The organism is Pseudomonas sp. Xaverov 259 (assembly GCF_019352915.1).
Taxonomy (GTDB): Bacteria; Pseudomonadota; Gammaproteobacteria; order Pseudomonadales; family Pseudomonadaceae; genus Aquipseudomonas.
This window is the reverse complement of sequence record NZ_JAAAFV010000057.1, coordinates 37904-62393: the sequence shown is the minus strand read 5'-3', so window position 1 is coordinate 62393 and position 24490 is coordinate 37904. Positions and strand designations below refer to the sequence as shown.

The window sequence follows — 24490 nt, the reverse complement described above, 5'->3', positions numbered from 1 at the left end:
GCGCGGGAGCTTGCTCCCGCGTTGGCGTGTCTGGGGTATACGAATTTTTACAGCATGCGACAAGGTTCGGGTGCTGGCGGTGTGATCGGGAATGCTCCTGCTTTCCGAGCAGTAAATACCGCATCTTTGGCCGGGTCCCTGGCTAAAAAGTAGTTATGACCAGGATCGTTGAATTGACGTGAGTTGGGTCCGGGCCTGTATTGGGGCTCAACGAGTTTGGCAAGGCTCAGGAGGGCCCGGCTGAACGTCCTTAAGAGTGCAAAGACTTATGGCAAAGCGTGACTATTACGAAGTGTTGGGTGTGGAGCGCAGCTCCAGCGAGGCGGACCTGAAAAAGGCTTACCGTCGCCTGGCGATGAAGCACCACCCGGACCGTAATCCGGATAGCAAAGAATCCGAAGAGATGTTCAAAGAGGCCAACGAGGCCTACGAATGCCTGAGTGATCCCGACAAACGTGCGGCCTACGACCAGTATGGCCATGCCGGTGTCGACCCGAGCATGGGTGGCGGCGGTGCCGGTTTTGGTGGTCAGAACTTCTCCGATATTTTCGGCGACGTGTTCAGTGACTTCTTTGGTGGCGGCCGTGGCGGTCAGCGCGGCGGTGCCCAGCGTGGCAGTGACTTGCGCTACACGCTGGAGCTGAATCTGGAAGAGGCCGTGCGTGGCACCACGGTCAATATCCGTGTGCCGACGTTGGTCAATTGCAAACCGTGCGACGGTTCGGGGGCCAAGAAAGGTTCCTCGCCGATCACTTGCCCAACCTGTGGCGGTATTGGCCAGGTGCGCATGCAGCAGGGTTTCTTCTCGGTGCAGCAGACCTGCCCGCGCTGCCATGGCCAGGGCAAGATCATTTCCGATCCGTGCGACTCCTGCCACGGCGAAGGCCGTGTCGAAGAGTACAAGACCCTTTCGGTGAAAGTGCCGGCGGGTGTTGATACTGGCGACCGTATTCGCCTGTCGGGCGAAGGCGAGGCGGGCACCCAGGGCGGCCCGACGGGCGACCTGTACGTGGTGATTAATGTGCGCGAGCACTCGATCTTCCAGCGTGATGGCAAGCACCTGTTCTGTGAAGTGCCGATCAGCTTTGTCGATGCGGCATTGGGTGGCGAGCTGGAAATTCCGACCCTCGATGGTCGGGTCAAGCTCAAGATCCCGGAAGGCACCCAGACTGGCAAGCAGTTCCGCATTCGTGGCAAAGGCGTTGCGCCGGTGCGCGGTGGCGGTGCTGGCGACTTGATGTGCCGTGTGGCGGTAGAGACACCTGTCAACCTCGGTCGTCGTCAGCGCGAACTGCTTGAGGAGTTCCGCAGCTCGCTGGAGGGCGATGACTCCCATTCGCCGAAAACCACCGGCTTCTTCGATGGCGTGAAGCGCTTCTTCGGCGACTTGTAAGGACGTGAATATGCGACGTATAGCCGTAATGGGCGCTGCCGGGCGCATGGGCAAGACGTTGGTCGAGGCGGTGCAGCAGCGCTCGCCGGCCTCCGGGCTGACGGCGGCGATTGTTCGCCCCGGCAGCACGTTGATCGGTGCGGACGCCGGTGAGCTGGCCTCGTTGGGTCGCATCGGCGTTTCGCTGTCGGGCAACCTGGAGCAGGTGGCTGACGAATTCGATGTGCTGATCGACTTCACCCTGCCGGAGGTGATGCTGAAAAACCTGGCGTTCTGCCGCAAGGCGGGCAAGGCCATGGTGATTGGCACCACAGGCTTGAATGCTGAGCAAAAGCAGTTGCTGGTGGAGGCGGGTAAGGACATTCCGATCGTCTTCGCCGCCAACTTCAGCGTCGGCGTGAACCTGTCGCTCAAGTTGCTGGACCTGGCGGCGCGTGTGTTGGGTGAAGAGGCGGATATCGAGATCATCGAAACCCATCATCGCCACAAGATCGATGCGCCGTCGGGTACTGCGCTGCGCATGGGCGAGGCGATTGCCGATGCCTTGGGGCGTGACCTGTCCAAAGTCGCTGTTTACGGGCGTGAAGGCCATACCGGTGCGCGTGCCCGTGACACCATCGGCTTTGCCACCGTGCGCGGTGGTGATGTGGTGGGTGATCACACGGTGTTGTTTGCCAGCGAAGGCGAGCGCCTGGAGATCACGCACAAGGCCTCCAGCCGCATGACATTCGCCAAGGGTGCGGTGCGTGCGGCGCTCTGGTTGGAAGGTCGTGAGCCGGGTCTGTATGACATGCGTGACGTGCTGGATCTGCACTAATCAGTAGCTAAAACCGGGCCTCAAGCTTATGCTTGGGCCCCGTTTTTACCCGCTAAGCGACGTCCTGTCGCATTCCCCTGCCTTTAAGGCTCAATAGCGGTGGACCAAAAAAGCCTTTTTCTGTAAGCTACAGCTTTAGTGTGTCCACTAAAAGCGCGCAGAATAATTCAGTGAAGAAGCGGGGTGACGTGTCCATACGTCACTCCGCTTTTTTACAACCTGCGATCGCCCTTTCAGGCTTTATTTACGGGAGGTCTTCTTGACTAAGCCAGCCATACTCGCCCTTGCTGATGGCAGCATTTTTCGCGGCGAAGCCATTGGAGCCGACGGTCAAACCGTTGGAGAGGTAGTGTTTAACACTGCCATGACCGGCTATCAGGAAATCCTTACCGATCCTTCCTACGCCCAGCAGATCGTTACCCTGACCTATCCGCACATCGGCAATACCGGTACTACACCGGAAGACGTCGAGTCTGATCGTGTCTGGTCGGCCGGTCTGGTGATTCGTGACCTGCCACTGGTTGCGAGCAACTGGCGTAACACGATGTCGCTGTCCGATTACCTGAAAGCCAACAACGTTGTGGCGATCGCCGGTATCGATACGCGCCGCCTTACACGCATTCTGCGTGAAAAAGGCTCGCAGAACGGCTGCATCATGGTCGGTGACAATATCTCCGAAGAGGCGGCGATTGCCGCTGCGCAAGGTTTCCCAGGCCTGAAAGGCATGGACCTGGCAAAAGTTGTCAGCGTGAAAGAGAAGTACGAGTGGCGCTCCACTGTCTGGGACTTGAAGACCGACAGCCACGCGACCATCGAAGCTGCTGACCTGCCATACCACGTTGTGGCCTACGACTACGGCGTCAAGTACAACATCCTGCGCATGCTGGTTGAGCGCGGCTGCCGCGTGACCGTGGTGCCGGCGCAAACCCCAGCGAGCGACGTGTTGGCCCTGCAACCGGACGGCGTGTTCCTGTCCAACGGTCCGGGTGACCCTGAGCCTTGCGACTACGCCATCCAGGCCATCAAGGACGTGCTGGAAACCGAGATTCCGGTATTCGGCATTTGCCTCGGTCACCAGCTGCTGGCCCTGGCGTCCGGCGCCAAGACCCTGAAAATGGGCCACGGCCACCACGGTGCCAACCACCCGGTACAAGACCTGGACACCGGCGTTGTGATGATCACCAGCCAGAACCACGGTTTTGCGGTGGATGAAGCCACCCTGCCGAACAACGTTCGCGCCATTCACAAGTCGCTGTTCGACGGCTCCTTGCAAGGCATCGAGCGCACCGACAAGAGCGCGTTCAGCTTCCAGGGCCACCCTGAAGCCAGTCCGGGCCCGAACGACGTAGCGCCGCTGTTCGACCGTTTCATTAATGAGATGGCCAAGCGACGCTGACTGAGCGGCCTGCGGGCGGCCCCGAACCTCGGTGGCCCCCGCAGGCTCTTCGAAGATTGTTCAAGACGGCTTGCCGACTGACCTGCGGATTTGAGTGACAAACCCATGCCAAAACGTACAGACATAAAAAGCATCCTGATTCTCGGCGCTGGCCCGATCGTGATCGGCCAGGCCTGCGAATTCGACTACTCCGGCGCCCAGGCCTGTAAAGCCCTGCGCGAAGAGGGTTACCGCGTCATCCTGGTGAACTCCAACCCGGCCACCATCATGACCGACCCGGACATGGCCGACGCCACCTATATCGAACCGATCAAGTGGCAGACCGTTGCCAAGATCATCGAAAAAGAGCGTCCGGACGCCCTGCTGCCGACCATGGGTGGCCAGACCGCACTGAACTGCGCCCTGGACCTGGAGCGCGAAGGCGTTCTGGAAAAGTTCGGCGTAGAGATGATTGGCGCCAACGCCGACACCATCGACAAGGCTGAAGACCGTTCGCGTTTCGACAAGGCCATGAAGTCCATCGGCCTTGACTGCCCGCGCTCCGGCATTGCCCACAGCATGGAAGAGGCCAACGCGGTTCTCGAGAAGCTGGGCTTCCCGTGCATTATCCGTCCGTCCTTCACCATGGGCGGCACCGGTGGCGGCATCGCTTACAACCGTGAAGAGTTCGAAGAAATCTGCGCCCGTGGCCTGGACCTGTCGCCGACCAAAGAGCTGCTGATCGACGAATCCCTGATCGGCTGGAAAGAGTACGAGATGGAGGTTGTCCGCGACAAAAAGGACAACTGCATCATCGTCTGCTCCATCGAAAACTTCGACCCGATGGGCGTGCACACCGGTGACTCGATCACCGTTGCTCCGGCGCAGACCCTGACGGACAAGGAATACCAGATCATGCGTAACGCCTCGTTGGCGGTACTGCGTGAGATCGGCGTTGAAACCGGCGGTTCCAACGTTCAGTTCGGTATCTGCCCGGACACCGGCCGCATGGTCGTCATCGAGATGAACCCGCGTGTATCGCGTTCTTCGGCGCTGGCATCGAAAGCGACCGGTTTCCCGATTGCGCGCATCGCTGCCAAGCTGGCGATCGGTTACACCCTGGACGAACTGCAAAACGAAATCACGGGCGGCGCTACGCCGGCGTCTTTCGAGCCGTCCATCGACTACGTTGTGACCAAGCTGCCGCGCTTTGCTTTCGAGAAATTCCCGAAAGCCGACGCGCGCCTGACCACGCAGATGAAGTCTGTTGGTGAAGTCATGGCCATCGGCCGGACCTTCCAGGAATCCCTGCAGAAAGCTCTGCGTGGCCTGGAAGTGGGTGTTTGCGGCCTGGACGAGAAGCTTGACCTGAGCAACCCGGAAAGCATGAGCGTGCTCAAGCGCGAACTGACCGTGCCGGGCGCCGAGCGTATCTGGTACGTGGCTGACGCTTTCCGCGCGGGCATGACCGTTGAAGATATCTTCGGCATGAACATGATCGATCCGTGGTTCCTGGTACAGATCGAAGATCTGATCAAGGAAGAAGAGAAGGTCAAGACCCTCGGTCTGTCGTCCATCGACCGCGACCTGATGTTCCGCCTCAAGCGCAAAGGCTTCTCCGATCAGCGCCTGGCCAAGCTGCTGGGTGTGACCGAGAAGAACCTGCGTACCCATCGCCACAAGCTGGATATCTTCCCGGTCTACAAGCGCGTTGACACCTGCGCGGCCGAGTTCGCCACCGACACCGCGTACCTGTACTCCACCTACGAGGAAGAGTGCGAAGCTGCGCCGTCGGGCCGCGACAAGATCATCATCCTGGGTGGCGGTCCGAACCGTATCGGCCAGGGCATTGAGTTCGACTACTGCTGCGTACACGCCGCCCTCGCTCTGCGCGAAGACGGGTACGAGACCATCATGGTCAACTGCAACCCGGAAACCGTTTCCACTGACTACGACACGTCCGACCGTCTCTACTTTGAGCCGGTAACCCTGGAAGACGTGCTGGAAATCTGCCGCGTCGAGAAGCCAAAAGGCGTGATCGTGCAGTACGGCGGCCAAACCCCGCTGAAACTGGCGCGTGCCCTGGAAGCGGCCGGCGTGCCGATCATCGGTACCAGCCCTGACGCCATCGACCGTGCCGAAGACCGTGAGCGCTTCCAGCAAATGGTTGAGCGCCTGAACCTGCGTCAGCCGCCAAACGCCACCGTGCGCAGCGAAGATGAAGCCATCCGCGCCGCCAGCAAGATCGGCTACCCGTTGGTGGTGCGTCCGTCCTACGTATTGGGCGGTCGCGCGATGGAAATCGTTTACGAAGAAGACGAACTCAAGCGCTACCTGCGTGATGCGGTGAAAGTGTCCAACGACAGCCCGGTGCTGCTGGACCACTTCCTCAACTGCGCCATCGAAATGGACGTGGATGCGGTTTGCGACGGTACTGACGTAGTCATCGGCGCGATCATGCAGCACATCGAACAGGCTGGCGTTCACTCCGGTGACTCCGCTTGCTCGCTGCCGCCGTACTCGCTGCCGGCGCATATCCAGGACGAGATGCGTGAGCAGGTCAAGAAAATGGCCTTGGAGCTCGGCGTGGTCGGCCTGATGAACGTTCAGTTGGCGCTGCAAGGCGAAGACATCTACGTCATCGAAGTGAACCCGCGTGCTTCGCGTACCGTGCCATTTGTTTCCAAATGCATCGGTGTGTCCCTGGCCATGATCGCTGCCCGCGTGATGGCCGGTAAGACCCTGAAGGAAATCGGCTTCACCAAGGAAATCATTCCGAACTTCTACAGCGTGAAAGAGGCGGTGTTCCCATTCGCCAAATTCCCTGGTGTGGACCCGATCCTGGGCCCGGAGATGAAGTCCACCGGTGAAGTGATGGGCGTGGGCGATACCTTCGGTGAGGCGTTCGCCAAGGCCCAGATGGGCGCCAGCGAAGTGCTGCCGACCGGCGGTACTGCGTTTATCAGCGTGCGTGATGATGACAAACCACTGGTTGCAGGCGTGGCCCGTGATCTGATCAACTTGGGTTTTGAAGTCGTGGCTACTGCCGGGACCGCCAAGCTGATCGAAGCTGCCGGCCTGAAAGTACGTCGCGTGAACAAGGTGACGGAAGGCCGTCCGCACGTGGTCGACATGATCAAGAATGACGAAGTCACCCTGATCATCAACACCACCGAAGGTCGCCAGTCGATCGCGGACTCCTACTCCATTCGTCGTAATGCCTTGCAGCACAAGATCTACTGCACCACTACCATTGCTGCTGGCGAAGCCATCTGCGAAGCGCTCAAGTTCGGTCCGGAAAAGACCGTACGCCGCTTGCAGGATCTACACGCAGGATTGAAGGCATGACCAAATACCCAATGACTGTCCAGGGCGCCAAAGCCCTGGAAGAAGAACACGCCCATCTGACCAAGGTCGTCCGCCCGAAGCTGAGCCAGGACATCGGTACGGCCCGCGAGCTGGGTGACTTGAAGGAAAACGCCGAATACCACGCTGCTCGTGAGCAGCAGGGTATGGTCGAGGCGCGGATCCGAGACATCGAAGGTCGTATGCAGAATGCGGTCATCATCGATGTCACGACGATCCCGAAGACCGGCAAAGTGATTTTCGGCACGACCGTGGAAATCGCCAACGTTGAGACTGACGAGCGTGTGGTTTACCACATCGTCGGTGAAGACGAAGCTGACTTCAAACTCGGCAAAATCTCTGTCGGCTCGCCACTGGCCCGCGCCTTGATTGCCAAGGAAGAGGGTGACGTGGTGGCTGTGAAAACGCCCGGTGGCGTAATCGAGTACGAGATTGTTGAAGTTCGCCACATCTGAAAGACGGCGCCCGCTTCGTGCGGGCGCCATGCTTTGGCAGCTTGCCCAGATGCTGTGGGTGGGCGGCCTGTGGCTGTTGCACATCGGTGTGCTGCCGGTGTTGGGCGTGATTGGCCTGGCGCCGCTGCTGATCGATGAGCTCAACGGAATGCTGAGTGCGCTGCTGGTGGGTTTTGCGGCGGCGTGCGTGACGCTCCAGGCATTGGTGCTGGTCAAGGCTGAGGGTTTGGGGAGTTTGTGGCGGGATATCCGCGGCCAACTGCTGTTGATGGCGCTGTATGCGTGCGCAATGTTTTGCGTGGTGCATGTTTGGCTGCCGCAAGCGTTGCGCTGGCAGCTATTCAGCTATCTTGTGCTAGGGTTCTCCGGCCTGGTGCTGGTTATACAGCCGGCACCGGGATGGAGCGGCAGGGCGCGCGAAGCACGCCCGTGACCCTTGTATTACTTGAAGCGGTGTACGTTCGACAGCTGCTTGTTGACGCTGAAGTTCTTGCGATACAGCAGTGCCATCTTGCCGATGACCTGTACCAGGTCTGCTTTGCCGACCTTGCACAGTTCTGCAATGGCGGCCAAACGCGCTTCGCGGTCAAGGATGTTGACCTTGATCTTGATCAGTTCGTGATCGCCCAATGCGCGTTCCAGTTCGGCTAACACACCTTCAGTCAAACCGTTGTCTGCCACAATCAGAACTGGTTTCAGATGGTGGCCAATGGATTTGTACTGTTTCTTCTGCTCTTGAGTGAGCGGCATAATCTGACCCCTGCGTCTGATCTTGTAAAAAGCGGCGGCCAGTTTACCCGAGCGAGTCCGGGACCGCCCAGTTAATCACGACCCGTTTTATTTTTCGAGGTGGCCCGTGGCCCGTTCCAAAACCAGCCTTAAGTGGCTACAAGAACATTTCAACGATCCTTACGTCAAAAAGGCGCAAAAGGACGGCTACCGTTCCCGGGCCAGCTACAAACTGCTGGAGATCCAGGACAAGGACAAATTGATTCGTCCAGGCATGAGCGTTATCGACCTTGGCGCAGCCCCTGGTGGCTGGTCCCAAGTGACCAGTCGTCTGATTGGTGGGCAAGGTCGGTTGATCGCGTCCGACATCCTTGAGATGGACAGCATCCCGGATGTGACCTTTGTACACGGCGACTTCACCCAGGACACGGTATTGGCCGAGATCCTCGAGGCTGTGGGAAATTCGCAGGTAGACCTTGTGATTTCCGACATGGCCCCCAATATGAGTGGATTACCGGCCGTTGATATGCCGCGAGCCATGTTCCTGTGCGAGTTGGCACTGGATCTGGCGGGTCGGGTTTTGCGTCCGGGTGGTGATTTCCTGGTGAAAGTCTTCCAGGGTGAAGGTTTTGACGAGTACCACAAGAACATCCGCAAATTGTTCGACAAGGTACAGACGCGCAAACCTGACTCTTCGCGAGACCGGTCGCGCGAGCAATACCTGCTGTGCCGCGGCTTTCGTGGTGTCGAAGGTGCGGAGAGCGAAGAGCGTTTTTGAGGAATTCGAGGAGGGCGATAGGTTTTTTTATATCGCTTTCGTCACGAAGCTTTACGAATATTGCGTAGTCAAAGTTTCACAAAGGGTTACAGACGGCGCCTGCCAGAGTTGTAGGTAATGTAGTAAGTTAGGCCGGTGAATATCATGCGAAGCGCGCGCCAGTAGCGGAGCTTGCTTCAGAGGGTAGTTAATTGAACGATATGGCAAAGAATCTGATCCTGTGGTTGATCATCGCGGCTGTCCTGGTGACGGTGATGAACAACTTCTCCAGCCCTAACGAGCCGCAGACCCTCAACTATTCCGACTTCATCCAGCAAGTTAAGGATGGCAAGGTCGAGCGCGTAGCGGTTGATGGCTACGTGATCACCGGCAAGCGCAACGATGGCGACAGCTTCAAGACCATTCGTCCGGCAATTCAGGACAACGGTCTGATCGGCGACCTGGTGGATAACCACGTGGTGGTTGAAGGCAAACAGCCTGAACAGCAGAGCATCTGGACTCAGCTTTTGGTAGCGAGCTTCCCGATCCTGGTGATTATCGCCGTGTTCATGTTCTTCATGCGCCAGATGCAAGGTGGTGCAGGAGGCAAGGGCGGGCCGATGAGTTTCGGCAAGAGCAAGGCACGCCTGCTCTCTGAAGACCAGGTGAAAACCACCCTGGCTGACGTCGCAGGTTGTGATGAAGCCAAGGAAGAAGTCGGTGAGCTGGTTGAATTCCTGCGCGATCCGGGCAAGTTCCAGCGCCTGGGCGGCCGCATTCCTCGCGGCGTGCTGATGGTGGGTCCTCCGGGTACCGGTAAAACCTTGCTGGCCAAGGCGATTGCCGGTGAAGCCAAGGTGCCGTTCTTTACCATTTCCGGTTCTGACTTCGTCGAGATGTTCGTCGGTGTCGGTGCCAGCCGTGTTCGCGATATGTTCGAACAGGCCAAGAAGCACGCGCCGTGCATCATCTTCATCGACGAAATCGATGCCGTGGGTCGCCATCGTGGTGCCGGCATGGGTGGCGGTCATGATGAGCGTGAGCAGACCCTCAACCAATTGCTGGTTGAGATGGACGGCTTTGAAATGAATGACGGCATCATCGTCATTGCCGCGACTAACCGTCCGGACGTGCTCGACCCTGCGTTGCTACGTCCAGGCCGTTTCGACCGTCAGGTTGTGGTTGGCCTGCCGGATATTCGCGGTCGCGAACAGATCCTGAAAGTACACATGCGCAAAGTGCCAATGGGTGACGACGTGGCTCCGGCCGTGATTGCCCGTGGTACGCCAGGCTTCTCCGGTGCCGACCTGGCCAACCTGGTCAACGAGGCTTCGTTGTTCGCTGCCCGTACCGGCAAGCGCATTGTTGAAATGAAAGAGTTCGAACTGGCCAAAGACAAGATCATGATGGGCGCCGAGCGCAAATCCATGGTCATGTCCGAGAAAGAGAAGCAGAACACTGCCTATCACGAAGCCGGTCACGCCATTGTTGGTCGCGTTGTGCCTGAGCATGACCCGGTTTACAAAGTGTCCATCATTCCACGTGGCCGAGCGCTGGGTGTGACCATGTTCCTGCCGGAGGAGGATCGTTACAGCCTCTCCAAGCGTGCGCTGATCAGCCAGATCTGTTCTTTGTATGGCGGCCGGATTGCTGAAGAAATGACGCTTGGCTTCGACGGTGTGACCACCGGTGCTTCCAACGACATCATGCGTGCCAGCCAGATTGCACGGAACATGGTGACCAAGTGGGGCTTGTCGGAGAAGCTCGGTCCTTTGATGTATGCCGAGGAAGAAGGCGAAGTGTTCCTGGGTCGTGGTGGTGGCGGTCAAGCTGCCAGCTTCTCGGGTGAGACGGCCAAGCTGATCGATTCCGAAGTGCGCAGCATCATTGATCAGTGCTACGGCACGGCCAAGCAGATCCTGACGGATAACCGCGACAAGCTGGATGCAATGGCTGATGCGCTGATGAAGTACGAAACCATTGATGCCGATCAGATCGACGACATCATGGCGGGTCGCGCACCGCGTGAGCCTCGGGATTGGGAAGGTGGTTCGGGCACTTCGGGCACCCCGCCTGTGGTACAGAACGAACGTCCTGAAGCCCCGATCGGCGGCCCGGCAGCTGACCACTAAGGTTTGAAATGACTTCTGCGCTGTCCTCCACCCGGTTGCCTTGCGGCAACCGGGTTCTTGATTTGGCCCATACCCATGTCATGGGCATTCTTAATGTAACCCCCGATTCTTTTTCTGATGGCGGCCGCTTTAGCCAGCAGGATGCCGCGTTGCGTCATGCCGAGGCGATGGTGGCGGCGGGCGCGACCTTGATTGATGTCGGTGGTGAGTCAACCCGGCCCGGCGCTCGCGTAGTTTCCCCGTTGGAGGAGCTTGAGCGGGTCGCGCCAATCGTCGAGCGGATTGCCCGTGAGCTGGATGTGATCATCTCGGTGGATACCTCGACTCCCGCTGTAATGCGCGAGACGGCGCGCCTCGGTGCCGGGCTGATCAACGATGTGCGCTCGCTTCAGCGTGATGGTGCCCTGGATGCGGCGGCGGCAACCGGGCTGCCGGTGTGCCTAATGCATATGTTGGGTGAGCCCGGCAATATGCAGGACAGCCCGCACTACGATGATCTCGTGGGTGAGGTGAGTGGTTTTCTTGCGCAAAGAATGGCTGAGTGCACCAAGGTGGGCATCGCCGCCGAAAAGATTATCCTGGATCCCGGGTTTGGCTTCGCCAAGACCCTGCAACACAACTTGAGCCTGTTCAAGCATATGGAAGCCTTGCACGCGCTCGGTCGCCCCCTGTTGGTTGGCGTGTCGCGCAAGAGCATGATAGGGCTGGCCCTGAATCGCCCGGTGGGTGAGCGGTTGTACGGTGGCCTGGCGTTGGCGGCACTTGCCGTGACCAAGGGCGCGCGTATTTTGCGGGTGCATGACGTCGCCGAGACGGTTGATGTGGTGCGCATGCTGGCCGCGGTAGAATCAGCCGAATAAGAATGATGGAGCACTTATGACTAAAAAATATTTTGGCACCGACGGTATTCGTGGTCGGGTCGGCGAATTCCCGATTACTCCTGATTTTATGCTCAAGCTGGGTTGGGCCGCCGGTATGGCGTTCCGCAGCATGGGCGCTTGCCGCATCCTGGTGGGCAAAGACACCCGCATCTCGGGTTACATGTTCGAGTCTGCGCTGGAGGCGGGTCTGTCTGCTGCAGGCGCCGATGTGATGCTGCTGGGGCCAATGCCGACACCGGCAATCGCTTACCTGACGCGTACGTTCCACGCTGAAGCCGGTATCGTGATCAGTGCCTCGCACAATCCCCATGATGACAACGGCATCAAGTTCTTCTCGGGCCAGGGCACCAAGCTGCCGGACGAGATCGAGCTGATGATCGAAGAGTTGCTGGATGCGCCGATGACGGTGGTTGAGTCCAGCAAGTTGGGCAAGGTCTCGCGTATCAATGACGCTTCGGGCCGTTACATCGAGTTCTGCAAGAGCAGCGTGCCGACCAGCACCAATTTTGCCGGCCTCAAAATTGTTGTCGACTGCGCTCACGGTGCAACCTACAAGGTGGCGCCCAGCGTATTCAAGGAGCTGGGCGCCGATGTGACGGTGCTCTCGGCCCAGCCAAATGGTTTGAATATCAACCATAACTGCGGCTCGACGCATATGGAGCAGCTGCAGGCTGCTGTCCTGGCCGAGCACGCCGACCTCGGAATTGCCTTCGATGGCGACGGCGACCGCGTATTGATGGTGGATCACGCCGGTGCGGTGGTGGACGGTGATGAGTTGTTGTTCATCATTGCCCGCGACCTGCATGAGCGTGACAAGCTGCATGGTGGCGTGGTTGGCACGCTGATGAGCAACCTTGGGCTTGAGTTGGCTCTGGCCGAGCTGGGTATTCCGTTTGTGCGCGCCAATGTCGGTGACCGCTATGTCATCGCCGAGCTGTTGGAGCGTAACTGGCTGGTGGGCGGTGAGAACTCGGGGCATGTGGTTTGCTTCCAGCACACCACCACGGGCGACGCCATTATTGCTGCGCTACAGGTATTGCTGTCCTTGCGTCGTCGCAAAGAGAGTCTTGCCCAAGCGCGCCAGGCGCTGCGCAAATGCCCGCAAGTTTTGCTGAATGTGCGCTTTGCCGGTGGCGAAAACCCTATCGAGCACCCTGCTGTCAAAGACGCCTGCGAGCGTGTGACCCTCGCAATGGCGGGGCGTGGCCGCGTGTTGTTGCGCAAGTCCGGCACAGAGCCGCTGGTACGTGTCATGGTCGAAGGCGAGGACGAAACGCAGGTTCGCGGCCACGCCGAAGACCTGGCAAAACTGGTAACTGAAATTTGCGCCTGAATTCGGCTTGCCAGTGATGATGTGGTTGGGTAACATCTGCGCCCACTTTGACCGACGAGGTACAGCATGCGTCGCACTATGGTAGCTGGTAACTGGAAGATGCACGGTACCCGCGCCAGTGTCGCTGAGCTGATCAATGGCCTTCGTCACTTGGCCTTGCCTAGCGGTGTTGATGTCGCGGTTTTCCCGCCTTGCTTGCATATCAACCAAGTGGTTGATGGCTTGAAAGGCAAGTCGATTCAGGTCGGCGCGCAGAACTCTGCGGTGGAACCCATGCAAGGTGCGTTGACCGGTGAGATTTCACCGAGTCAGCTGGTTGATGCGGGTTGTTCCTATGTGCTTGTCGGGCACTCCGAGCGTCGTCAGATGATGGGCGAGCGTGATGGGACACTCAATCGCAAGTTCGCAGCGGCACAGGCTTGTGGCTTGATTCCAGTGTTGTGCATAGGGGAGACCCTGGAGCAACGTGAATCGGGCAAGACTCTTGAAGTTGTCTCGCGTCAGCTGGGCAGCATCATCGAGGAGCTGGGTGTTGGTGCGTTTACAAAGGCAGTAATCGCTTACGAGCCGGTCTGGGCCATTGGTACCGGGCTGACTGCTACACCGCAACAAGCGCAGGATGTGCATGCAGCCATTCGCGCTCAGTTAGCGGCAGAGAATTCTGAAGTCGCGCAAGGTGTGCGGCTTCTATACGGCGGCAGCGTGAAGGCGGCCAATGCGGTCGAACTGTTCGGCATGCCGGATATCGATGGGGGGCTCATTGGTGGAGCTTCCCTGAATGCAGATGAGTTCGGTGCGATTTGTCGCGCCGCGGGAAACTGAAAAAATGCTGGAAACAGTCGTAGTCGTTTTTCATCTGTTGGCTGCCCTGGGCGTAGTTGCCCTGGTTTTGTTGCAACAGGGTAAAGGTGCGGATGCTGGTGCGTCTTTCGGTGCAGGTGCTTCAAATACTGTGTTCGGAAGCCAAGGTTCCTCTACCTTTCTTAGTAAGTTTACTGCTATACTTGCCGCCGGTTTCTTCATAACCAGCTTGGGGTTAGGTTACTTTGCTAAAGAGAAAGCTCATGTGCTGACTCAAGTAGGTCTCCCAAACCCAGCAGTGTTGGAAGTACCAAAAGCAAAACCGGCTTCTGATGATGTCCCGGTGCTTCAAGAGCAAAAGTCGGCTACTCCAGCGACTGACGTACCTCCAGCTCAAGAGCAGAAGTAAGAAGGGTTGTAAACGCTGTATTGCCGAGGTGGTGGAATTGGTAGACACGCAACCTTGAGGTGGTTGTGCCCATAGGGTGTAGGGGTTCGAGTCCCCTTCTCGGTACCAATTATCAGGAGAGCCCGCTGTTGCGGGCTTTCTTGTAGGTGGAAGGTTACATTGACCCTGTAAGGGATCGGTCGTATACTTCCGCCCCAGCTTTGTCGCGGGGTGGAGCAGTCTGGTAGCTCGTCGGGCTCATAACCCGAAGGTCGTCGGTTCAAATCCGGCCCCCGCAACCAGTTTTAGCGGAGCCCCTTTTAAGGGGCTTTTTGTTAGCTGGATACTTTCAACGCCGCTGTTCGACGGCGTTTCAAGGATGGGCGTTTCGCCCATTTTTTTATTTTGCACAGCATGCACATACATGCACGAGGGGGTTCAGGTGTCGAGCAAGCTAGAAGAGTTGCAGGCCTTGCTGGCCCCGGTGGTCGTGGCCCTAGGCTATGAATGCTGGGGTATTGAGTTTTCGGCTCAAGGTCGCCACTCAATGTTGCGCGTTTATATCGATAAAGAGGGCGGCGTGCTGGTGGACGATTGTGCCATTGTCAGCCGTCAGATCAGCGGTGTGCTGGATGTTGAAGATCCAATCGCCGTTGAATACACCCTCGAAGTTTCCTCGCCAGGCATGGAACGCCCACTGTTCACTATTGATCAGTTTGCAAAATTTGCCGGTGAACAAGTGAAGATCAAGCTGCGCTCTCCCTTTGAAGGGCGACGCAACTTTCAGGGCCTTCTGCGCGGTGTAGAAGAACAGGATGTCGTGGTGCAGGTAGAAGACCATGAGTTCCTGTTGCCGATCGATATGATCGACAAGGCCAACATTATTCCCAGTTTTGACTGAGACGCGGATCCCGCGGATCCAATGGCTTGCGAAAGGCGAGGCGTACGATGAGCAAAGAAGTACTGCTGGTTGTTGAGTCGGTATCCAATGAAAAGGGCGTACCGGCAAACGTGATTTTTGAAGCGCTGGAGCTGGCCCTGGCCACTGCTACCAAAAAGCGTTTTGAAGACGAAGTTGATCTGCGTGTGGAAATCAACCGCCACACCGGTGCCTATGAGACTTTCCGTCGCTGGACGGTCGTCGAAGAAGCCGATCTTGATGATCCGGCCATCGAAACCTGGCCGAGCAAGGTTGCGCAAACGCATCCGGGCGCCCAGGTCGGTGATGTCGTCGAAGAAAAGATCGAGTCGATCGAGTTCGGCCGTATTGCTGCACAGACCGCCAAGCAGGTCATCGTGCAGAAGGTTCGCGAAGCTGAGCGCGCTCAAGTCGTTGACGCTTATCGCGAACGCCTGGGTGAGATCATCTCCGGCACCGTGAAAAAAGTGACCCGTGACAACGTGATCGTCGACCTGGGCAACAACGCCGAAGCGTTGCTGGCCCGCGAAGACATCATCTCTCGCGAAACCTTCCGTGTCGGTGTGCGTCTGCGTGCGCTGCTCAAGGAAATCCGCACCGAGAACCGCGGCCCTCAGCTGATCCTGTCGCGTACCGCGCCGGAAATGCTGATCGAGCTGTTCCGCATCGAAGTGCCGGAAATCGCCGAAGGCCTGATCGAAGTCATGGCTGCGTCCCGCGACCCGGGTTCGCGCGCCAAGATCGCGGTCCGCTCCAAGGACAAACGCATCGACCCGCAAGGTGCTTGCATTGGTATGCGCGGTTCGCGCGTCCAGGCAGTGTCGGGCGAGTTGGGCGGTGAGCGTGTGGACATCGTCCTGTGGGACGATAACCCGGCGCAGTTCGTGATCAACGCCATGTCGCCGGCTGAAGTGGCGGCAATTATCGTTGACGAAGATGCCCATGCAATGGACATCGCCGTTGGCGCAGACAATCTGGCTCAGGCCATTGGTCGTGGTGGTCAGAACGTGCGTCTGGCCAGCCAACTGACCGGCTGGACCCTGAACGTGATGACCGAATCGGACATCCAGGCTAAGCAGCAAGCTGAAACCGGTGACATCCTGCGCAACTTCATCGACGAGCTGGAAGTCGACGAAGACCTGGCGCAGGTGCTGGTAGATGAAGGCTTCACCAGCCTGGAAGAGATTGCCTACGTACCGTTGGAAGAAATGCTCAACATCGACGGCTTTGACGAAGACACCGTCAACGAGCTTCGCGCTCGGGCCAAGGATCGCTTGTTGACTAAAGCCATCGCTACTGAGGAAAAGCTGGCAGACGCCCATCCGGCCGAAGACCTGCTCTCGCTTGAGGGTATGGACAAGGATTTGGCGATGGAACTGGCGGTGCGCGGCGTAATTACCCGCGAAGACCTGGCCGAGCAGTCTATTGACGATCTGCTCGACATCGACGGCATTGACGATGATCGTGCCGGCAAGTTGATCATGGCCGCCCGAGCCCATTGGTTCGAGTAACTAGGCGCGGCCTGAGGAGAGAAGTGCATGACGCAAGTCACGGTGAAACAACTGGCCGATGAGGTCAAAACACCGGTAGAGCGCCTGTTGCAGCAGATGCGTGAGGCAGGTCTGCCGCACACCGCCGCCGATGAAGGTGTGAGCGATAGTGAGAAGCAGTCTTTGCTGACTCACTTGAAGAGCAGCCACAAGGCGAAAGTGGAAGAACCGCGCAAGATTACATTGCAGCGCAAAACCACCAGCACCCTGCGTGTTGCTGGTAGCAAGAGCATCAGCGTTGAAGTACGCAAGAAGAAAGTCTTCGTACAGCGCAGCCCGGAAGAAATCGAAGCCGAGCGCAAACGCGAGCTGGAAGAACGTCGCGCAGTAGAGAATGCTGCTCGCCAGAAGGCTGAAGAAGAAGCCAAGCGTCGCGCCGAAGAAGAAGCGCGTCGCCAGCCTGCTGCTGCGCAACCTGCTGGTACTGAAGCGGTCGCCACGCCAAGCGCTCCTGTAGAAGCTGTGCGTGAGGCCGCTCCGGTTGCCGCCGCACCGGCTCCAGCAGCTGATCGCAAGCGCGACGAACCTCGTCGTCCGGACAAACCACGTGCCGACGACAACAATCGTCGCAGTGGCGGTGGTGATGGCGAGCGTAAAAACGCTCCGCATCGCGCTTCGGTCAAAGAGAAGGCGCCGGCTCCACGCGTTGCCCCACGTACTACCGACGAAGAAAGCGATAGCTTCCGTCGTGGTGGTCGCGGCAAGGCCAAGCTGAAAAAGCGCAACGCCCACGGTTTCCAGAGCCCAACCGGCCCTGTTGTGCGTGATGTGCAGATCGGCGAGACCATTTCTGTTGGCGATCTCGCCAATCAGATGTCGGTCAAGGCAGCTGAAATCATCAAGTTCATGTTCAAACTGGGTACTCCAGCGACCATCAACCAGGTGCTTGATCAGGAAACTGCTCAGCTGGTAGCCGAAGAACTGGGCCACAAAGTGACCCTGGTCAGCGACACCGCCCTGGAAGATTCCCTGGCCGAGTCCCTGAAGTTTGAAGGTGAGACGTTCTCCCGTGCGCCAGTTGTGACCGTAATGGGTCACGTTGACCATGGTAAGACCTCGCTGCTCGACTACATCCGTCGTGCCAAGGTAGCTGCTGGCGAAGCCGGCGGTATCACTCAGCACATCGGTGCATACCACGTTGAAACCGAGCGCGGCATGGTCACCTTCCTGGACACCCCTGGCCACGCTGCGTTTACCGCAATGCGTGCTCGTGGTGCCAAGGCGACTGACATCGTGATCCTGGTAGTTGCAGCGGACGACGGCGTGATGCCGCAGACCATTGAAGCTGTTCAGCACGCCAAGGCCGCTGGTGTTCCACTGGTAGTTGCAGTGAACAAAATCGACAAGCCGGGCGCTGATCTCGATCGCATCCGTAGCGAACTGTCGGTGCACGGCGTGACTTCCGAAGAGTGGGGCGGTGATACGCCATTCGTCTCGGTGTCGGCGAAAGTCGGTACTGGCGTAGACGAGCTGCTCGAAGCAGTCCTGTTGCAGGCTGAAGTACTCGAACTGAAAGCAACGCCATCGGCCCCTGGTCGCGGTGTTGTGGTTGAATCGCGTCTCGACAAAGGTCGTGGCCCGGTTGCAACCGTTCTGGTTCAAGACGGTACCCTGCGCCAAGGCGACATGGTCCTGGTCGGTTCGAACTATGGCCGTGTACGTGCCATGCTCGACGAGAACGGCAAGCCAATCAAGGAAGCCGGTCCTTCCATCCCAGTCGAAATTCTCGGCCTGGACGGTACACCGGACGCTGGCGACGAGATGAGCGTGCTGTCTGACGAGAAGAAAGCCCGTGAAGTGGCTCTGTTCCGTCAAGGCAAGTTCCGCGAAGTCAAACTGGCTCGTGCTCACGCCGGCAAGCTGGAAAACATCTTCGAGAACATGGGCCAGGCAGAGAAGAAGACGCTTAACATCGTCCTCAAATCTGACGTTCGTGGTTCCCTCGAAGCGTTGAACGGCGCCTTGAACGGCCTGGGTAACGACGAAGTGCAAGTGCGCGTTGTCGGTGGCGGTGTCGGTGGTATCACCGAGTCCGACGCCAACCTGGCACTGGCTTCCAACGCTGTACTGTTCGGCTTCAACGTGCGTGCCGATGCTGGCGCTCGCAAGATCGTCGAGCAGGAAGGCCTGGACATGCGTTACTACAACGTCATCTACGACATCATCGAAGACGTCAAGAAAGCCCTTACCGGCATGCTTGGCAGCGATGTCCGGGAGAACATCCTGGGTGTTGCCGAGGTGCGTGACGTGTTCCGCTCGCCGAAATTCGGTGCGATCGCCGGTTGCATGGTTATCGAAGGTACTGTGTACCGTAACCGTCCGATCCGTGTACTGCGTGAAGACATCGTTATCTTCGAAGGCGAGCTGGAATCCCTGCGCCGCTTCAAGGATGACGCTTCCGAGGTACGTGCCGGCATGGAATGCGGTATCGGCGTCAAGAGCTACAACGACGTCAAGGCTGGCGACAAGATCGAAGTCTACGAGAAGGTCCAGGTTGCTCGCAGCCTCTAACTCGCGCACTTCCGGAGCCACGCCGCGTGTGGGCATGCAAATGCCCCGCGCAGCGTACGGACTCTAAACGCAACGCCCGGTCTGGCTTTTGTCAGGCCGGGCGTTTGCCGCTTTCAGACCCCACGGGTTTCACCGTGTGGCAGTAACAGGTAACAAGACATGGCAAAAGAATACAGCCGTACCCAACGTATCGGCGATCAGATGCAGCGTGAGCTGGCCCAACTGATCCGTCGCGAAGTCAAAGACCCGCGCGTTGGCCTGGTCACCATCACCGCCGTTGAAGTGAGCCGTGACGTCGGTCACGCCAAGATCTTCATTACCGTGATGGGCCAGGACAACAGCGAAGAAATCGCGCAAAGCATCAAGGTGCTCAACTCGGCTGCTGGCTTCCTGCGCATGCAGTTGGCCCGTGAAATGAAGCTGCGCAGTGTTCCCCAGTTGCACTTCCACTACGACGAAAGCGTCGTGCGTGGTGCGCACCTGTCGGCATTGATCGAGCGCGCCGTGGCTGAAGACAGCCAGCACCCGTCCACACCTGAAGACGCCAAGGAGTAAGCGGTGGCTCAGGTCAAACGTATCCGTCGCAACGTCAGCGGCATCATTCTGCTCGACAAGCCCATTGGCTTTACCTCCAATGCCGCGCTGCAGAAGGTTCGCTGGCTGCTCAATGCCGAGAAGGCCGGGCACACCGGTAGCCTCGACCCATTGGCCACCGGCGTGCTGCCGTTGTGCTTTGGCGAGGCCACCAAGTTCTCGCAATACCTGCTCGATTCCGACAAGGGTTACGAAACCCTCATGCAACTGGGCAAGACCACCACCACGGCCGATGCCGAAGGTGATGTTCTGCAGGTTCGCGACGTGACCGTTGGTCGTGCTGATATCGAGGCCGTTTTACCCGCTTTTCGTGGGCAAATCAGTCAGATACCGCCGATGTACTCGGCGCTCAAGCGTGATGGCCAGCCTCTTTACAAGCTGGCACGTGCGGGCGAAGTAGTGGAGCGCGAACCGCGTTCTGTTACTATTGCGCGGCTTGAATTGCTCGCCAGTGAAGGCGACACCGCACGATTGTCGGTGGACTGCAGCAAAGGCACCTATATTCGTACCCTGGTGGAGGATATCGGTGAGCAACTGGGCTGTGGTGCATACGTTGCAGAGTTGCGACGTACTCAAGCCGGACCTTTCACCCTGGCCCAGACGGTCACGCTGGAAGAGTTGGAAGCGGTACACGCCGAAGGCGGCAATGAAGCAGTTGATCGCTTCCTGATGCCATCGGACAGCGGTTTGCTGGATTGGCCATTGCTGCACTTCTCGGAGCACAGCGCGTTCTACTGGCTCAACGGCCAACCGGTACGTGCCCCGGACGCTCCAAAGTTCGGTATGGTGCGGGTACAGGATCATAACGGTCGCTTTATCGGTATCGGTGAAGTGAGCGAAGACGGGCGCATCGCGCCGCGTAGACTGATTCGGTCAGAATGACCGAACGAGTGTGGCTGTTAACAGGCACGGTCAACACTCATTTTTAGATACAGGGATTTGTCCCTGGCCTGTTGAAATTGCCCTTTGGGTGGTTTCCTGAAAAAAGGATTGCCTCATGGCTCTCGACGTTCAAGAAAAAGCACAAATCGTTGCTGACTATCAGCAAGCTGTTGGTGACACTGGTTCGCCAGAAGTGCAAGTTGCACTGCTGACCCACAACATCAACAAGCTGCAAGGTCACTTCAAGGCCAACGGTAAAGATCACCACTCCCGTCGTGGTCTGATCCGCATGGTAAACCAGCGCCGTAAGCTGCTGGACTACCTGAAAGGCAAGGACCTGGCTCGTTATCAGGGTCTGATCGGTCGCCTGGGTCTGCGTCGCTAATAAGCGATTGCGCTAGAGGTTGGTTGTCTGCCGTGTGTCAGTGGGATTCCCGCTGGCCCATGGCAGGCTCCCAGCCTCAAGTTTTATCTGGATACACGTTTTACCCTGGACGAGCGTCGGGCCGATTCCCGGCATTGCCCAAGAATTTCGCAAGAAGACAAGTTCCCCCAAGAGCCACAAAGAAGGTAGGACACCGTGAACCCGGTTATCAAAAAATTCCAGTTCGGTCAGTCGACCGTTACCCTCGAGACAGGCCGTATCGCCCGTCAAGCCTCCGGCGCAGTGCTGGTTACCGTTGACGACGACGTTACCGTATTGGTGACCGTTGTTGGCGCCAAGACCGCTGACCCGAGCAAAGGCTTCTTCCCTCTTTCCGTTCACTACCAGGAAAAGACTTACGCTGCCGGTAAGATCCCTGGTGGTTTCTTCAAGCGTGAAGGCCGTCCTTCCGAGAAAGAAACCCTGACTTCCCGACTGATCGACCGTCCGATCCGTCCGCTGTTCCCAGAAGGCTTCATGAACGAAGTGCAGGTTGTCTGCACCGTCGTTTCCACCAGCAAGAAGACCGATCCGGACATCGCTGCGATGATCGGTACCTCGGCTGCCCTGGCTATCTCCGGCATTCCTTTCGATGGCCCGATCGGCGCTGCGCGCGTTGCCTTCCACGAAAGCACCGGCTACCTGCTGAACCCGACTTACGAGCAGCAGAAAGCGTCGAGCCTGGACATGGTCGTTGCCGGTACTTCTGAAGCCGTATTGATGGTTGAATCGGAAGCCAAAGAGCTGACCGAAGACCAGATGCTGGGCGCCGTACTGTTTGCTCACGACGAGTTCCAGTGCGTGATCAAGGCCGTTAAAGAACTGGCTGCCGAAGCTGCCAAGCCAACATGGGCCTGGGCTCCACAAGCTGAAGCGACTGAACTGCTGGGCGCTATCCGCTCCGAGTTCGGTGCTGCCATCTCCGACGCCTACACCATCACCGTCAAGGCCGACCGTTACGCGCGCCTGGGCGAGCTGAAGGATCAGGTTGTAGCCAAGCTGTCCGGTGAAGAAGGCCAGCCTTCTTCCAGCGAAGTCAAAGCGGCCTTCGGCGAAATCGAATACCGCACCGTTCGCGAAAACATCGTTAACGGCAAGCCGCGTATCGACGGTCGCGACACTCGCACCGTGCGCCCACTGAACATCGAAGTCGGCGTTCTGCCGAAGACTCACGGTTCGGCGCTGTTCACCCGTGGCGAAACCCAGGCTCTGGTCGTTGCAACACTGGGTACTGCCCGTGACGCACAACTGCTGGACACCCTGGAAGGCGAGAAAAAAGACCCGTTCATGCTGCACTACAACTTCCCTCCGTTCTCGGTGGGCGAGTGTGGTCGCATGGGTGGCGCTGGTCGTCGCGAAATCGGTCACGGCCGTCTGGCTCGTCGTTCGATCTCCGCGATGCTGCCGGCTGCCGACGTGTTCCCGTACACCATCCGTGTTGTGTCGGAAATCACTGAGTCCAACGGTTCCAGCTCCATGGCTTCCGTTTGCGGTGCTTCCCTGGCACTGATGGACGCTGGTGTACCGATGAAGGCACCGGTTGCCGGTATCGCCATGGGCCTGGTTAAAGAAGGCGAGAAGTTCGCCATCCTGACCGACATCCTGGGCGACGAAGACCACCTGGGCGACATGGACTTCAAAGTAGCCGGTACCGCTAAAGGTGTTACCGCGCTGCAGATGGACATCAAGATCAAGGGCATCACCGAAGAAATCATGGAAATCGCTCTGGGCCAAGCCCTGGAAGCGCGCCTGAACATCCTCGGTCAGATGAACCAGATCATTGGTCAGTCCCGCACCGAACTGTCGGAAAATGCTCCGACCATGATCGCGATGAAAATCGACACCGACAAAATCCGTGATGTTATCGGTAAAGGCGGCGCGACTATCCGTGCGATCTGTGAAGAAACCAAGGCTTCGATCGACATCGAAGACGACGGTTCGATCAAGATCTTCGGCGAAACCAAGGAAGCGGCTGAAGCTGCACGTCAGCGCGTTCTGGGCATCACCGCTGAAGCCGAGATCGGCAAGATCTACGTGGGTAAGGTTGAGCGCATCGTCGACTTCGGCGCATTCGTCAACATTCTGCCGGGCAAAGACGGTCTGGTGCACATCTCCATGCTGAGCGACGCTCGTGTTGAGAAAGTGACCGACATTCTCAAAGAAGGCCAGGAAGTGGAAGTGCTGGTACTGGACGTGGACAACCGCGGCCGTATCAAGCTGTCCATCAAGGACGTAGCAGCAGCCAAGGCTTCGGGCGTTTAATTACCCGCAGGCTCTACGCTGAAAAAGGGACTCTTCGGAGTCCTTTTTTTATGCCCGTAGGAAAGTACCGGGAAATCAGTCGCTTAGTAAATTCCAAAAGCCGCAACTTGCATGCAGGCACGATGGACTTCATGCAAGATGCACGATTTCGAAAATCACCTGCTTTTATAAGTTGTTGTTTATAAAGGATTTTATTCGTATTGCCGACTTGGCACACTGCCTGCAATAACCCTGTTAACGCTGCAGCATCAAGGTTTACACGCTGCAGACTATTAATAAAACAGGAGTTACTCGTATGAAGAAGTTCGCTCTCGCTACTGCTACCGCTCTGACTCTGGCCATGGGTGCTAACGTAGCCTTTGCTCAGACTTCCCAAGCCCCAATGACCCTGGCGGCCGGTGAAATGACCAAGGCTAAAGAGTCCACTTCGGACACTTGGATCACCACCAAAGTAAAAGCTGATCTGCTGACCGAGAAAGGCATTCCTGGTTCGGACATCAAGGTTGAAACCAACAAAGGTGTGGTTTCCCTGTCCTCGACAGTAGCAGTCTCTGACTCGCAGAAAGCCACTGCTGTAGCAATCACCAAGAAAATCAAAGGTGTTAAAGCTGTTTCCGCTGATGGCCTGCTGGCTGGTGGCGTAGCTAAAGCCGACAACGTCGACAAAGCCAAGACCAGCACTTCGGACACCTGGATCACCACTAAAGTGAAATCCGATCTGGTCACCGAGAAAGGCATTCCTGGTACCGACATCAAAGTCGAAACCAACCACGGTGTAGTGTCCCTGTCGTCGACTGCTGCTGTGACCCAGGCTCAGAAAGACACCGCAGTTGCGATCACCAAGAAAATCAAAGGCGTTAAATCTGTATCGGCTGATGGTCTGACCGTTCAGTAACGCTACACGCATCGTCTGAGCTAGAC

At 57.8% G+C, this 24490-nt stretch carries 21 protein-coding genes and 2 tRNA genes; 22 read left to right on the top strand and 1 reads right to left on the bottom strand.

Features of this window, described 5'->3' with window-relative positions; all coding sequences use genetic code 11:
• Window positions 1-268: 268 nt before the first annotated feature.
• The 6 genes from dnaJ (at window position 269) to K0H48_RS22990 (ending at window position 7839) form a co-directional block, all read left to right on the top strand.
• A complete protein-coding gene (gene dnaJ, locus K0H48_RS23015) occupies window positions 269-1393 on the top strand; it encodes a molecular chaperone DnaJ (RefSeq protein ID WP_219269324.1) in 1125 nt (374 codons plus the stop codon).
• A 10-nt stretch (window positions 1394-1403) separates the two neighbouring features.
• Entirely contained in the window at window positions 1404-2210 is an 807-nt protein-coding gene (dapB, locus tag K0H48_RS23010) for a 4-hydroxy-tetrahydrodipicolinate reductase (RefSeq protein WP_219269323.1), read from the top strand.
• Between the two features lie 259 nt (window positions 2211-2469).
• Window positions 2470-3606, top strand: a complete 1137-nt coding sequence (carA, locus tag K0H48_RS23005) for a glutamine-hydrolyzing carbamoyl-phosphate synthase small subunit (RefSeq protein ID WP_219269322.1) — start codon at window positions 2470-2472, stop codon at window positions 3604-3606.
• Between the two features lie 105 nt (window positions 3607-3711).
• Window positions 3712-6933, top strand: coding sequence for a carbamoyl-phosphate synthase large subunit (carB, locus tag K0H48_RS23000; RefSeq protein WP_058419962.1), 3222 nt, complete (start codon window positions 3712-3714; stop codon window positions 6931-6933).
• Complete coding sequence (greA, locus tag K0H48_RS22995; protein WP_056858277.1) at window positions 6930-7406, top strand: transcription elongation factor GreA; 477 nt, start codon at window positions 6930-6932, stop codon at window positions 7404-7406. The genes carB and greA overlap by 4 nt, the downstream gene beginning before the upstream one ends.
• A gap of 28 nt (window positions 7407-7434) precedes the next feature.
• The gene (locus K0H48_RS22990) at window positions 7435-7839 is read left to right on the top strand and encodes an MFS transporter (RefSeq protein ID WP_219269321.1); all 405 of its coding nucleotides are present in this window, start codon (window positions 7435-7437) and stop codon (window positions 7837-7839) included.
• An 8-nt stretch (window positions 7840-7847) separates the two neighbouring features.
• On the opposite strand, the gene K0H48_RS22985 is transcribed toward K0H48_RS22990, so the two are convergent.
• Window positions 7848-8156 (bottom strand): YhbY family RNA-binding protein, encoded by a 309-nt coding sequence (locus K0H48_RS22985; RefSeq protein WP_017139256.1) that lies wholly within the window; start codon window positions 8154-8156, stop codon window positions 7848-7850.
• Between the two features lie 106 nt (window positions 8157-8262).
• Here K0H48_RS22985 and rlmE point away from each other — a divergent pair, with 106 nt between their 5' ends.
• From rlmE to K0H48_RS22905, 16 genes are all read left to right on the top strand, one after another.
• Window positions 8263-8913, top strand: a complete 651-nt coding sequence (gene rlmE / locus K0H48_RS22980; protein WP_017139255.1) for a 23S rRNA (uridine(2552)-2'-O)-methyltransferase RlmE — start codon at window positions 8263-8265, stop codon at window positions 8911-8913.
• 200 nt (window positions 8914-9113) lie between these two features.
• Window positions 9114-11024, top strand: coding sequence for an ATP-dependent zinc metalloprotease FtsH (ftsH, locus tag K0H48_RS22975; RefSeq protein ID WP_032865933.1), 1911 nt, complete (start codon window positions 9114-9116; stop codon window positions 11022-11024).
• Between the two features lie 8 nt (window positions 11025-11032).
• Window positions 11033-11884 (top strand): dihydropteroate synthase, encoded by an 852-nt coding sequence (folP, locus tag K0H48_RS22970; protein WP_219269320.1) that lies wholly within the window; start codon window positions 11033-11035, stop codon window positions 11882-11884.
• 16 nt (window positions 11885-11900) lie between these two features.
• On the top strand, window positions 11901-13238 hold the full coding sequence (gene glmM / locus K0H48_RS22965) for a phosphoglucosamine mutase (protein WP_219269319.1): 1338 nt from the start codon (window positions 11901-11903) through the stop codon (window positions 13236-13238).
• A 66-nt stretch (window positions 13239-13304) separates the two neighbouring features.
• Window positions 13305-14060, top strand: coding sequence for a triose-phosphate isomerase (gene tpiA / locus K0H48_RS22960; RefSeq protein WP_219269318.1), 756 nt, complete (start codon window positions 13305-13307; stop codon window positions 14058-14060).
• 4 nt (window positions 14061-14064) lie between these two features.
• The gene (gene secG, locus K0H48_RS22955; RefSeq protein WP_010206600.1) at window positions 14065-14448 is read left to right on the top strand and encodes a preprotein translocase subunit SecG; all 384 of its coding nucleotides are present in this window, start codon (window positions 14065-14067) and stop codon (window positions 14446-14448) included.
• A gap of 22 nt (window positions 14449-14470) precedes the next feature.
• Window positions 14471-14556: transfer RNA gene (locus K0H48_RS22950), tRNA-Leu, on the top strand.
• 96 nt (window positions 14557-14652) lie between these two features.
• A tRNA-Met gene (locus K0H48_RS22945) sits at window positions 14653-14729 on the top strand.
• Between the two features lie 140 nt (window positions 14730-14869).
• The gene (gene rimP / locus K0H48_RS22940; protein ID WP_032865935.1) at window positions 14870-15328 is read left to right on the top strand and encodes a ribosome maturation factor RimP; all 459 of its coding nucleotides are present in this window, start codon (window positions 14870-14872) and stop codon (window positions 15326-15328) included.
• A 47-nt stretch (window positions 15329-15375) separates the two neighbouring features.
• Window positions 15376-16857: a transcription termination factor NusA gene (nusA, locus tag K0H48_RS22935; RefSeq protein ID WP_071485563.1), complete on the top strand. Its 1482-nt coding sequence runs from the start codon at window positions 15376-15378 to the stop codon at window positions 16855-16857.
• Between the two features lie 27 nt (window positions 16858-16884).
• Window positions 16885-19407 (top strand): translation initiation factor IF-2, encoded by a 2523-nt coding sequence (gene infB, locus K0H48_RS22930; RefSeq protein WP_065911181.1) that lies wholly within the window; start codon window positions 16885-16887, stop codon window positions 19405-19407.
• Between the two features lie 159 nt (window positions 19408-19566).
• Window positions 19567-19962 carry a 30S ribosome-binding factor RbfA gene (gene rbfA / locus K0H48_RS22925; protein ID WP_003176137.1) on the top strand — a complete coding sequence of 132 codons (396 nt, stop codon included), beginning with the start codon at window positions 19567-19569 and terminating at the stop codon, window positions 19960-19962.
• A gap of 3 nt (window positions 19963-19965) precedes the next feature.
• A complete protein-coding gene (gene truB, locus K0H48_RS22920) occupies window positions 19966-20883 on the top strand; it encodes a tRNA pseudouridine(55) synthase TruB (RefSeq protein ID WP_017139248.1) in 918 nt (305 codons plus the stop codon).
• A 115-nt stretch (window positions 20884-20998) separates the two neighbouring features.
• On the top strand, window positions 20999-21268 hold the full coding sequence (gene rpsO, locus K0H48_RS22915) for a 30S ribosomal protein S15 (protein WP_219269317.1): 270 nt from the start codon (window positions 20999-21001) through the stop codon (window positions 21266-21268).
• Between the two features lie 195 nt (window positions 21269-21463).
• Window positions 21464-23569 (top strand): polyribonucleotide nucleotidyltransferase, encoded by a 2106-nt coding sequence (gene pnp, locus K0H48_RS22910; RefSeq protein WP_219269316.1) that lies wholly within the window; start codon window positions 21464-21466, stop codon window positions 23567-23569.
• A 295-nt stretch (window positions 23570-23864) separates the two neighbouring features.
• Window positions 23865-24464 carry a BON domain-containing protein gene (locus K0H48_RS22905; RefSeq protein WP_219269315.1) on the top strand — a complete coding sequence of 200 codons (600 nt, stop codon included), beginning with the start codon at window positions 23865-23867 and terminating at the stop codon, window positions 24462-24464.
• The last annotated feature ends 26 nt before the right edge of the window (window positions 24465-24490 follow it).

Excerpts from the sequence above, each read along its gene's own strand:
- dnaJ (WP_219269324.1), top strand. The coding sequence starts at position 269 with ATGGCAAAGCGTGACTATTACGAAGTGTTGGGTGTGGAGCGCAGCTCC.
- dapB (WP_219269323.1), top strand. The coding sequence starts at position 1,404 with ATGCGACGTATAGCCGTAATGGGCGCTGCCGGGCGCATGGGCAAGACG.
- carB (WP_058419962.1), top strand. The coding sequence starts at position 3,712 with ATGCCAAAACGTACAGACATAAAAAGCATCCTGATTCTCGGCGCTGGC.
- greA (WP_056858277.1), top strand. The coding sequence starts at position 6,930 with ATGACCAAATACCCAATGACTGTCCAGGGCGCCAAAGCCCTGGAAGAA.
- K0H48_RS22990 (WP_219269321.1), top strand. The coding sequence starts at position 7,435 with ATGCTTTGGCAGCTTGCCCAGATGCTGTGGGTGGGCGGCCTGTGGCTG.
- K0H48_RS22985 (WP_017139256.1), bottom strand. The coding sequence starts at position 8,156 with ATGCCGCTCACTCAAGAGCAGAAGAAACAGTACAAATCCATTGGCCAC.
- ftsH (WP_032865933.1), top strand. The coding sequence starts at position 9,114 with ATGGCAAAGAATCTGATCCTGTGGTTGATCATCGCGGCTGTCCTGGTG.
- folP (WP_219269320.1), top strand. The coding sequence starts at position 11,033 with ATGACTTCTGCGCTGTCCTCCACCCGGTTGCCTTGCGGCAACCGGGTT.
- glmM (WP_219269319.1), top strand. The coding sequence starts at position 11,901 with ATGACTAAAAAATATTTTGGCACCGACGGTATTCGTGGTCGGGTCGGC.
- tpiA (WP_219269318.1), top strand. The coding sequence starts at position 13,305 with ATGCGTCGCACTATGGTAGCTGGTAACTGGAAGATGCACGGTACCCGC.
- secG (WP_010206600.1), top strand. The coding sequence starts at position 14,065 with ATGCTGGAAACAGTCGTAGTCGTTTTTCATCTGTTGGCTGCCCTGGGC.
- nusA (WP_071485563.1), top strand. The coding sequence starts at position 15,376 with ATGAGCAAAGAAGTACTGCTGGTTGTTGAGTCGGTATCCAATGAAAAG.
- infB (WP_065911181.1), top strand. The coding sequence starts at position 16,885 with ATGACGCAAGTCACGGTGAAACAACTGGCCGATGAGGTCAAAACACCG.
- rbfA (WP_003176137.1), top strand. The coding sequence starts at position 19,567 with ATGGCAAAAGAATACAGCCGTACCCAACGTATCGGCGATCAGATGCAG.
- rpsO (WP_219269317.1), top strand. The coding sequence starts at position 20,999 with ATGGCTCTCGACGTTCAAGAAAAAGCACAAATCGTTGCTGACTATCAG.
- K0H48_RS22905 (WP_219269315.1), top strand. The coding sequence starts at position 23,865 with ATGAAGAAGTTCGCTCTCGCTACTGCTACCGCTCTGACTCTGGCCATG.